This window comes from Aquisphaera insulae (assembly GCF_011064615.1).
GTDB lineage: Bacteria > Planctomycetota > Planctomycetia > Isosphaerales > Isosphaeraceae > Aquisphaera > Aquisphaera insulae.
The window spans coordinates 61,757-69,462 of record NZ_JAALJH010000053.1 but is presented as its reverse complement, the minus strand read 5'-3'; the positions used below and the strand labels follow the sequence as shown (position 1 = coordinate 69,462).

Below are 7,706 nucleotides of genomic sequence, written 5' to 3'. Positions count from 1 at the left end.
TCGACGACCCAGTTGTACAGGCATGGGAAGAACCCGGAGCCGAGATCCGTGGGCGAGTTGATCGAACGCCAGATGAACGACTGGTTCTTCTTCTCCCGGGGATCGTGCGGATCCTCCATGTTAACCATGGTGTTCTCGGCGAACGTCCCCGCGTTGGGGAAGTAGTGGTGGACGTTCTTGAACTCGAGCAGCCCCATGCCGATCTGACGCATGTTGTTCTGGCACTGCGCCCGCCGCCCCGCCTCGCGGGCCGACTGCACCGCCGGCAAGAGCAGGCCCACGAGGACCCCTATGATCGAGATCACCACCAGAAGCTCGATCAGCGTGAACGCTCGATTCGGACGCCCCATGATCCGACCCTCCCGTCCCGAGGACCACGACCAGACCCGGCGGACCGTTCCATGACGGCCACTCGACCAGGCCCGATCGAGTGCATGGGAAGGCAAACACCGGTGCTGACCGTGGGTATCGCGGATTTCCCCGAGATTCGGAAGAAATCTCGTATGCCCTCAAAATGGGGGTTCTGGGAACACGGGGAGACGAAGGATTCGTGAGCATCACTTTCGAGTGATGTTCCCCGCAACGGTCTTGTTCGACCCGGCCCCGCCATCGGAGAGCCCGCCCGTGAGGTTGCCGACGAAGCGGTTGTTCGTGATGACGTAGCCGTCGCTCGATCCCCGGGCAATGACGAGGCCCCAGGCCTGGGAATTCCGGGTGACGGACGTGAAGGTGCCGACCTCGCCGATCATGGACCCGTCGATCGTGAAGTCGCAGACCCCCGCGCCGACGTGGATGCCGGCGTGCCGTCCGATTTCGGATTTGCCGTTGAAGCCAACCTGCACTCCCTGGATCTGGACGTTCCGCGCTTGCACGCTTTCGAGGACGATCCCGGGTAGATCGCAGCCCTGGTAGATGCCCCCGCGGACCTGAAGGCCGTTGACCCGCGCCCCGGGCTGGACACTCAGCCCTCGGCCGTGGTTGAAGCTCGTGATGCAGTTGTCCAGGGCGATGTTCGCGGTCACCCCCGATCCGGCGAACGACCAGCCGTCGCCGGAAACGGTGCTGTCCGCGATGCAGTTGACGAAGATCGAATCGCTGACGACGGTCTTCTCGGCCGGCCCGAATCGCACGCCCGCGGTCGCGGACTTGTAGATGGAGAGCGCCGACGCGTAGAGCCCGTCGACGTAGATCAGGTCCAGGCCGACGCCGCACTGGGAGATCGTGCCGTTGGTGAGGAAGACCTCGTTCGGCTGGTAGGGCGGCGGGCTCTCCCTCCCGATGCGGATGGCGGCCTGGCTCGCGTTGACGATCAGGAAGTCGCGTGCGTGGACGCCGCTCTGGAGGCCCAGGTCGTCGATGTTCAGGCCGACGCAGGCGCCGTCGATCTCGAAGTCCGTCAGGGTGATGCCGTTGCCGTTCCGGACGTGGATCGCCGCCCCCGATTTCATGGGTTGCGACGGCCTGATGGCGAAGTCGGCCATCTTGTTGCGGTCGGGCGCGTGCGCCCCATCGCCGAACGCGAAGACATCGCCATCGACGATCCGGGGCGTGAAGATCGTCGCGCCCCAGCCCGCCCCCTGGAATGCGATTCGTCCCTGATCGACCTGGATCGTCGAGGTGATGACGTATTTCCCCGGCGGGAAGAAGAGGATCCCGCCGCCCGCGGCCGAGGCCGCCGCGATCGCCGCGCGGATCGCCGCCGTGTCGTCGCTGACGCCGTCGCCCCGCGCGCCGAACGTCTTGATGTGAAGGATGCCGTCCGTCCTCGGGATCGCCGGATCGGCGGCCGCGGCCCCCTGCGCCCCCAGCGGGTACGCCAGGCCGAGTCCGAGGACACTCCCCGTGGCGAGATCCCCGATCAGCTCACGTCGGCCGATCCCTTGCTCGTCGCGTCGATGCTCGCGCCGACCGTTCATGCGGGGCCTCCTGGACCGGGAAAGTGGCGGAGCGGGAACTCGTCCACCAGCTTCTGCGCAGGATAGCCCGGCCATCCAGCCGCCTCAAGCGGCGGCCCGCTCGGCCTTCTCGGGGAAGACAATCTCGCGTTGGCATACAAAGTGCAAAGCCGGTGTGTTATCACGTCGAGACAAGGCGTGAGTTTCGTTGCAGATCGTAGCGGATCGCGCCCACGGCGTTGTCGTCCTCGACGGAGAAACCCATGAGAGTCTGGCCGGGCAAGCCCTTTCCCCTCGGAGCGACCTGGGACGGGGCCGGGGTGAATTTCAGCATCTTCGCGGAGAATGCGACGAAGGTCGAGATCTGCTTCCTGGACGGCCCGGACGCCGCCGGAGAAACCGCCTGCTTCGAGCTGACGGAGCAGACCGCTCAGGTCTGGCACAACTACTTCCCAGACATCCTCCCCGGCCAGCTCTACGGCTACCGGGTCCACGGCCCATACGAGCCCGCTAAAGGTCATCGATTCAATCCTCACAAGTTGCTGCTGGACCCATACGCCAAGGCCATCGGCCGCGACCTGAAGTGGGACGACTCGCTCTTCGGCTACAAGCTGGACAGCCCGGAAGCCGACCTGTCGTTCGACGAGCGCGACAGCGCCCCGTTCGCGCCGCTCGCCGCCGTGGTGGACACGGCCTTCACCTGGGGCGACGACCGCCCCCCCCTGACGCCCTGGCACAAGACCTTGATCTATGAAGTCCACGTCAAGGGCTTCACGAAGCTCATGCCCGGCGTGCCGGACAAGGCCAGGGGGACTTATTCCGGGCTGGCGTCCGAGGCCTCGGTGCAGCGGCTCCTCGCGCTCGGGGTGACGGCGGTGGAGCTGCTCCCGGTGCACTACCACGTGGACGATCGGTTCCTGACGGAGAAGGGGCGGGTGAACTACTGGGGATACAACACGCTCGGATTCTTCGCCCCGGATCCGCGGTACGCGACCGACCCCAACCCGGAGTCCACGATCCGCGAATTCAAGATGATGGTCCGCTCGCTGCACGCTGCGGGGATCGAGGTCATCCTGGACGTCGTCTACAACCACACCGCCGAGGGGAACGAGCGCGGGCCGACCCTCTCGTTCCGCGGCGTGGACAATGCGAGCCTCTACCGCCTGGCGCCGGACCCGCGCTACTACATGGACTTCACCGGCTGCGGCAACACCTTCAACATGCAGAACCCCCAGGTGCTCCAGCTCATCATGGACAGCCTGCGGTACTGGGTGGTCGAGATGCACGTGGACGGCTTCCGCTTCGACCTCGCGAGCACCCTCGCCCGCGAGCTCTACGAGGTGGATCGACTGGGGGCCTTCTTCGACATCATCCACCAGGATCCGATCCTCTCGCAGGTGAAGCTGATCGCGGAGCCGTGGGACGTCGGGCCCGGCGGATACCAGGTGGGCTCCTTCCCCGTGCTCTGGACCGAGTGGAACGGCAAGTATCGCGACAACGTCCGCCGGTTCTGGAAGGGGGACGGCGGGACCGTCTCGGAATTCGCAACCAGGCTTTCCGGCTCCAGCGACCTGTACCTCCACAACGGCCGGGCTCCCTACGCGAGCATCAACTTCATCACCTGCCACGACGGTTTCACGCTCGAGGACCTCGTCTCTTACAACGAGAAGCACAATGAGGCCAACGGCGAGGAGAATCGCGACGGCGCCAGCAACAACGATAGCTGGAACTGTGGCGTGGAGGGGCCGACCGACGATCCGGCGATCCTCGACCTCCGCGAGCGGCAGAAGCGGAACATGATGGCGACCCTGCTCCTCTCGCAGGGCGTGCCGATGATCCTCGCCGGCGACGAGATCGGCCATACCCAGAAGGGGAATAACAACACCTACTGCCAGGACAATGAATTGACCTGGTTGAACTGGGAGCTGACCGAGCGACAGGAGAAGTTCCTCGATTTCACCAGCCGGGTCTGCCAGATCTTCCGCGAGCACCCCGTCTTCCAGCGCCGCCATTTCTTCCAGGGGCGCTCACTCCGCGGCGACGAGATCAAGGACATTTCCTTCCTGGAGCCCTCCGGAGAGGAGATGTCGGACGATTCCTGGAATGCCGGCTACGTCAAGAGCATGGGGGTTCGCCTCGCGGGCGACCTGATCCACGACATCGACGAGCGTGGCGAGCCCATCGTTGATGATACGGCCCTAATCCTGCTCAATGCGCACCACGAGCCCATGACGTTCAAGCTCCCGGAGACGCGCGAGGGTCAGGTCTGGGAGATGGTCCTGGACACCGCGACGGCGGATCGGACCTCTCGGGTGCTGAATGCCGGCGAGGAGGTCGAGCTGAAGGACCGGACTCTCGCCGTCTTCTTCACACGCGAGAAGTCCGAGGCCGAGCCCCTGTCGCGCACGGAGGACCAGGCCGTCCGCAAGGAGGCTCGCAAGCCCGTGCCGCCGGTGCCCTCGCACAGACCGGCGTCGCGACCGGGGCCCTGATCGCATGCCAATGCCGGGGGGACGTCGCCAAGCGGATGTCCCCCGGCCTGGCTCCCGGCGCCGGCCGGCCGGTCGCCGCCCACCACCCCACGACAGGAGTCGTCATGCCCAGCGCGACGGACCTTTGTAGCGAGCGATCCCCTTCCGAGATCGGCTCGTCCGGGATCGCATCCGTCCCGATCGACCTGCCGGATTACGCCCGCGAACTCTTCCACGCGGCCCTGGCGGAAATCCGAGGGCGCCGGGCCTTGCCCGATGCCACCTACCGATTGCAGCTCCACGCCGGGTTCACGTTTCGCGACGCCAGGGCCGTCGTCCCTTACCTGGCGGAGCTCGGCATCTCGGACGCCTACGCATCTCCCTACCTCAAGGCCGCGCCCGGGAGCGTTCACGGCTACGACATCACCGACCACGAGACGCTCAATCCCGAGATCGGCACGGAGTCCGAGCACGACGCCTGGCTCACGGAACTGCGCCGGCACGGGCTCGGCCTCATCCTCGACGTCGTGCCCAATCACATGGGGATCCTCGGCAACGAGAACCCCCGATGGAACGACGTCCTGGAGAACGGCCAGGCGTCGATCCACGCCGACGACTTCGACATCGACTGGGCGGCCCCGACTCGACCCGAGAATCGGGGCCGCGTCCTCCTTCCGTTCCTGGGGGACCTCTTCGGCGTGGTGCTCGAGAAGGGAGAGCTGGTCGTCGCCCGGGAGGGGGGGGCCTTCCACGTCCGGTACGGCGAACATCGGTTCCCCATCGATCCCAAGTCGTACTGCGTGGTCCTCGATCCGACACTCCGAGCCATGATCCTTCAGGCCGGAAACGAGGACGAGCTGGTCATCGAGATCGAGAGCATCCTGACGGCGATCCGCAACCTGCCGCCCCATTCGGACACCTCCCCGGGACGCGTGGCCGAGCGGCGGCGCGAGAAGGAGGTCGTGAAGCGCAGGCTGGCCGCCCTTGTGGACGCGCAGCCCGTCGTCGCTCGGGCGATCGAGGATGCGCTGCAAGCGCTCAATGGCACGCCCGGGCAGCCCAGGAGCTTCGACGAGCTGGATCGTCTCCTGGATGCCCAGCCTTACCGCCTGGCCTACTGGCGGGTGGCCCAGGATGAGATCAACTACCGGCGGTTCTTCGACATCAACACGCTGGCCGCCCTGCGGACCGATCGCGAGGAGGTGATGCGGTCGACCCACCGCCTCATCCTCGACATCATCACCCGCCCCGGCGCGACCGGCCTGAGGATCGATCACCCCGACGGCCTGCTCGATCCCAAGCAGTATCTCGCCCGGCTCCAGCAGGCATTCGTCCTGATGACGGCGCGGCGAATCCACCTCGACGGCCCGAGGGCCGGGTGCGTCGCCTGGGAAGAGCTTCGTCCGCACCTGTACAATCTCGTCCACGCCGCGCCGGTGCCGGGCATCAACGACCCAAGGCTCTACGTGGTCGTGGAGAAGATCCTGAGCGCGGAGGAGCCTTTCCCGGAGGACTGGATTTCGCACGGGACCTCCGGTTACGACGCGCTCAACCGCATCAACGACCTGTTCGTCGACCGGTCCTCGGCGGCGGCGTTCACCCGCCGCTATCAGGAGTGGCTCGGGGATTCGACTCCGTACCCCGAGCTCGTCACCTGGAAGAAGCGGCTCATCCTGGACATCTCGCTGGCGAGCGAGCTGCACGTCCTGTCTCATCAGCTCGAACGGATCGCGCGGCGAGACCGCAGGTCGCGTGACTTCACCCAGAGCGTCCTCCGGCAGGCCACCCGCGAGGTGATCGCGTCCTTCCCCGTCTATCGGAGCTATATCACGGCGGGCCTGATCCACGAGCAGGACCGAGAGGTCGTCGATCGAGCCGTGCGCTCGGCCAGGCGGCGCAATCCGATGATCAGCCGCGCCGTATTCCAGTTCCTGCGGGACGTGCTCCTGGACGGGACCGCGACCGCGGAAGAGGACTCGGAGGCCGGTCTGTCTCCGGCCGAGTTCGCCGGCAAGTTCCAGCAGGTCACGGCCCCGGTGATGGCGAAGGGGCTCGAGGACACCACCTTCTACGTCTACAACCGACTGGTCTCTCTCAACGAGGTCGGAGGCGAGCCCGGCCAGTTCGGCGCCGAGCCGGATTCCCTGCATCGCTGGAACCAGGAGCGGGCGGGACGATTCCCCCGGGCGATGACCCCGCTGTCGACGCACGACACCAAACGCAGCGACGACGTGCGCGCCCGCATCAATGTGCTCTCCGAGATCCCGGACGCCTGGTTTGACGCCCTGGCCCGGTGGAGCGAGCTCAATCGCAAACTGCGAACCTCGATCGACGGAAGGTGGGCCCCGGATCGGAACGAGGAGTGCCTGTTCTATCAGAACCTTCTGGGTGCCTGGCCCATGGAGGGGTTGGGCGCCGCGACCGATCGCTCGTTCGTGGATCGGCTCCGCGGCTTCATGCAGAAGGCCCTCCACGAGGCGAAGGTTCACAGCAGTTGGCAGAACCCGAATGCGGACTACGATGCGGCGGTCGATGCGTTCGTGACCGGGGTACTCGATCCGACGAACGCGGAGTTCCTGCGGGATTTCGCGGAGTTCCAGTCCGTCATCAGCCGGCACGGCATGATCAATTCCCTGTCCCAGTCGCTCCTCAAGATCGCGATGCCCGGCGTGCCGGATACCTACCAGGGGGCGGAGCTCTGGGACCTCAGCCTGGTCGACCCGGACAATCGTCGGCCCGTCGACTTCGAGCTTCGTGCGCGTCTCCTCCGAGAGCTCGTCACCGCGCATGAGGACCCGGCGATCGGTCCGCGGAAGCTCGCCCTGGAGCTCGCCTCGAATCCGGCCGACGGGCGAGTGAAGCTCTACTTGCACTGGCGGGCCTTGCTGGCGCGGCGGCAATACCCTTCGCTCTTCACGTCGGGGGATTATCGCCCTCTCACTCCGCGAGGGGCCCGATCGGACTGCCTCTTCGCCTTTCTGCGCGCGGATGGCGACCATCGGGCCCTCGTGGCCATTCCCAGGCTGCCAACCCGGCTCGTCGATGAGGATCGTCCCCCGGGCGCCGCGAACTGGGGGGAAACCGAGCTCGTCGTCGATCACCCCGGTGGGTCCAGGGCGCTCCGCAACGTCTTCACCGGCGAGACCATCTCGGTCGATCCCGCGGGCACGACGAGGCTCAAGGCCGCCGAGTTGTTCGCCTCGTTCCCGGTCGCGCTTCTGGTCGGATGAGCCCGATCTTTACGCCCACACGACCGAGTCGTCCGCACCGGAACGCGGAAAATCCCGGTCGAGTCGGCAGACGATCGAACCTCGCCAGAGTAAGATGCGGTCGTGGCATG

4 protein-coding genes are annotated in these 7,706 nt (G+C 66.2%); 2 read left to right on the top strand and 2 right to left on the bottom strand.

Annotation, left to right across the window (positions count from 1 at the left end; genetic code table 11):
- On the bottom strand, positions 1 to 350 hold a 350-nt coding region (locus G6O54_RS24125), incomplete at its 3' end, for a type II secretion system protein (protein WP_165228894.1).
- A 207-nt stretch (positions 351 to 557) separates the two neighbouring features.
- The gene (locus G6O54_RS24120; RefSeq protein ID WP_165228892.1) at positions 558 to 1,916 is read right to left on the bottom strand and encodes a glycosyl hydrolase family 28-related protein; all 1,359 of its coding nucleotides are present in this window, start codon (positions 1,914 to 1,916) and stop codon (positions 558 to 560) included.
- A 242-nt stretch (positions 1,917 to 2,158) separates the two neighbouring features.
- Between G6O54_RS24120 and glgX the strand changes: the two genes are divergently transcribed.
- A complete protein-coding gene (gene glgX / locus G6O54_RS24115; RefSeq protein ID WP_165228890.1) occupies positions 2,159 to 4,387 on the top strand; it encodes a glycogen debranching protein GlgX in 2,229 nt (742 codons plus the stop codon).
- A 104-nt stretch (positions 4,388 to 4,491) separates the two neighbouring features.
- The gene (gene treY, locus G6O54_RS24110) at positions 4,492 to 7,596 is read left to right on the top strand and encodes a malto-oligosyltrehalose synthase (protein ID WP_205679019.1); all 3,105 of its coding nucleotides are present in this window, start codon (positions 4,492 to 4,494) and stop codon (positions 7,594 to 7,596) included.
- Positions 7,597 to 7,706 lie beyond the last annotated feature (110 nt).

Bases quoted from the DNA above. Each gene is read 5' to 3' on its own strand.
- glgX (WP_165228890.1), top strand. From the start codon at position 2,159: ATGAGAGTCTGGCCGGGCAAGCCCTTTCCCCTCGGAGCGACCTGGGAC.
- treY (WP_205679019.1), top strand. From the start codon at position 4,492: ATGCCCAGCGCGACGGACCTTTGTAGCGAGCGATCCCCTTCCGAGATC.
- G6O54_RS24120 (WP_165228892.1), bottom strand. From the start codon at position 1,916: ATGAACGGTCGGCGCGAGCATCGACGCGACGAGCAAGGGATCGGCCGA.